Origin of the sequence: Kitasatospora sp. NPDC057738 (assembly GCF_042798815.1) — a bacterium.
Taxonomy (GTDB): domain Bacteria; phylum Actinomycetota; class Actinomycetes; order Streptomycetales; family Streptomycetaceae; genus Kitasatospora; species Kitasatospora lactacystinica.
Window position 1 is genome coordinate 78554 of the sequence record NZ_JBHVJT010000043.1, and the last position, 2137, is coordinate 80690.

Annotated in this window: 5 protein-coding genes; 2 read left to right on the forward strand and 3 right to left on the reverse strand. The window is 67.9% G+C overall.

Going from position 1 to position 2137, the window contains the following annotated elements; all coding sequences use genetic code 11:
• Positions 1–71: 71 nt before the first annotated feature.
• From ACFVGO_RS23315 to ACFVGO_RS23325, 3 genes are read right to left on the reverse strand one after another with little or no spacing between them, the layout of a single operon-like run.
• Positions 72–539 (reverse strand): NUDIX hydrolase, encoded by a 468-nt coding sequence (locus ACFVGO_RS23315; protein WP_359913034.1) that lies wholly within the window; start codon positions 537–539, stop codon positions 72–74.
• Positions 540–575: 36 nt separating this feature from the next.
• On the reverse strand, positions 576–821 hold the full coding sequence (locus ACFVGO_RS23320) for a hypothetical protein (RefSeq protein ID WP_380633815.1): 246 nt from the start codon (positions 819–821) through the stop codon (positions 576–578).
• Between the two features lies 1 nt (position 822).
• A complete protein-coding gene (locus ACFVGO_RS23325) occupies positions 823–1023 on the reverse strand; it encodes a hypothetical protein (RefSeq protein WP_380353283.1) in 201 nt (66 codons plus the stop codon).
• A gap of 117 nt (positions 1024–1140) precedes the next feature.
• Between ACFVGO_RS23325 and ACFVGO_RS23330 the strand changes: the two genes are divergently transcribed.
• Positions 1141–1983 carry a helix-turn-helix transcriptional regulator gene (locus ACFVGO_RS23330; RefSeq protein WP_380633818.1) on the forward strand — a complete coding sequence of 281 codons (843 nt, stop codon included), beginning with the start codon at positions 1141–1143 and terminating at the stop codon, positions 1981–1983.
• Positions 1968–2137, forward strand: a 170-nt coding sequence (locus tag ACFVGO_RS23335) for a DUF397 domain-containing protein (RefSeq protein WP_380633821.1), incomplete at its 3' end; no start/stop codon positions are given. The genes ACFVGO_RS23330 and ACFVGO_RS23335, both read left to right, overlap by 16 nt.

Below are 2137 nucleotides of genomic sequence, written 5' to 3' on the forward strand. Positions count from 1 at the left end.
TGAGTCACCGCCAACCCCGCCCCCTCCCGCAACGACACCACCGCCATAGCCTGGGGCGTGTCCGCGTGCCGTCACGCGGCGCGCTGGCCGAGCAGGAGGGCGGGCAGGGAGCGGCCGGCGAGGGCCTCGGCGGCGCGGGCGGCCTGGGAGGGGGCCATGAAGTCCGGGAGGCTGCGGGCGGGGACGAAGCGGGCGCCGAACAGGCCGCTCCTGCGCTGCGCGGGGACGGTGATGAGGGTGCCGTCGGGGACGGTACCGCCGTCGAACACCAGGGTGAGACGCTCCAAGTGGCGGTCGGCGGGGGTGAAGTCGACGGCGAGGACGTCGGTGAGGCGGACGATCAGACCGGTCTCGGCGTGCAGGTGGCGGGCGGCGGCCAGGTGCGGGGGCTCGTTGGGCTTGGCGGAGCCGCCCGGCAGGATCATGCCGTCCATGTAGTCCGGGTCGACCAGCAGGACGTCGCCGCGCTGGTTTCGGACGAGGACGAGGCAGCCGAGCCGGCAGACGGGGGGCTTGGCGAGCAGGCGGGGGTCTTGCATGGGGGGAGGTCGCTTTCTCGACGCGGTGGGGGACGTTCAGTCGTCGTGGGTGAGGCGTTCGTAGCGCAGCCCCTTGCGCAGCAGGTCGACCATGCGCAGGAGGTCGAGCGGGCGCGCGGTGAGGTGGAGGAGGTAGCTGCACGTCAGGCGGCCGTCCGCCCAGTCGACTTCGAGCGTGGGGAGCTCGACGCCGCCGAGGGCGAGGACGGTGGCGAGGTCGTCGAGGACGTCGGCGGCCTGCCGGCGCTGCTCGGCGGTCGCGCGGGAGAGGGTGGAGGACATCTCACTTCTCCCCGGGCCGCTTGTGGACCTCGAAGGCGCGCCAGGCACTGTACGCGTCCCCGAAGAAGGTGAAGGCGGCGAGTTCGCCGCTGGCGCCGCGGAGCCACTCCCCGGTGAGCTCGTTGCGGACCCGGTAGCGGTCGGAGGCGGTGTCCCAGCGGACGCCGTAGCCGTGGAGGCGAGGGAGTTGGTCGTGGTGCATGGGAGGGAACCCTCTGCGATCGGAGTTTCACGTTCTGTGCACATGGTGGCCTGACGTGACCTAGGATCGGAAGCGCCAAACAACTTGACTTCGAGGCCACGTTGAGTCGGAGCACCCATGGTGAACATCAAGGAAATCGACCCGTCGTCCAGCCCCTGGGCCCCCTTCGGCATCCAACTCCGCAACTCACGCAAGGCGAAGGGCCTCAAGCAGCACCAGCTCGCACGCAAATGCGGAGTCAGCGCGTCATACGTCTCGTTCGTTGAACTTGCGCACCGACCGCCGAGTGAAAAGTTTGCTACCAAGGCCGACGAAGTCCTGGAAACAGGCGGGACCTTGATGCTGATGTGGTGGCAGCACAAGCACACAGCGCTCGTGCCGGGCTTCCCGGAGTACGCCAACCACGAGAACGGCGCGGAGCAGATCCGGATGTTCGAGATCAACATCGTCCCGGGGCTCCTGCAGACCCGAAACTATGCCGCCGCGTTCGAAGCGGGGAAGGTCAGGCAAGGTACCGCCACCCCAGAGGAGGCCGAAGAACGAGTCGCGTTCCGGCTGACTCGGCAGCAGTGCCTGGATCGCACGCCAGCCCCTCTTCTCCACGCGGTGATGGACGAAAGTTGCCTCAGGCGTACAGTCGGGGGCCGCGGCGTCATGATTGAGCAGTTGCTCCATCTTGAACAGCTGGCCGAGCTGCCGAACATGGTTCTCCAGGTCGCACCTTTCACGCTCGGAGAGAATCAGCCGTTCCTCCGCATGGTTCATCTCCTTACCATGCCCGGACGCAAACTGCTCGGCTACAGCGAGAACGAGCAGCGCGGCTACCTCGATCGAGAGGTCGAGACCGTCGCATCCCTGGCCAAGAGCTACGATCGGCTTGCAGTCGAGGCCTTGAACCGGTCCGACTCGTTGGCCATGATTCGCTCGGCAAGGAGAGACCTTGAATGGATGTCGACCTGACTGACGCTTGCTGGCGGAAGAGCTCGCACAGCGGTGGCGGCGGCGCATGCATCGAGGTCGCCGACGGCTTCGCCGGCGTCATGCCCGTACGCGACTCCAAGGACCCCTCCGGCCCGGCCCTCCTCTTCCCCGCCCCCGCCTGGCAGGCCTTCGT

Bases quoted from the DNA above. Each gene is read 5' to 3' on its own strand.
- ACFVGO_RS23320 (WP_380633815.1), bottom strand. From the start codon at position 821: ATGTCCTCCACCCTCTCCCGCGCGACCGCCGAGCAGCGCCGGCAGGCC.
- ACFVGO_RS23315 (WP_359913034.1), bottom strand. From the start codon at position 539: ATGCAAGACCCCCGCCTGCTCGCCAAGCCCCCCGTCTGCCGGCTCGGC.
- ACFVGO_RS23330 (WP_380633818.1), top strand. From the start codon at position 1,141: ATGGTGAACATCAAGGAAATCGACCCGTCGTCCAGCCCCTGGGCCCCC.
- ACFVGO_RS23325 (WP_380353283.1), bottom strand. From the start codon at position 1,023: ATGCACCACGACCAACTCCCTCGCCTCCACGGCTACGGCGTCCGCTGG.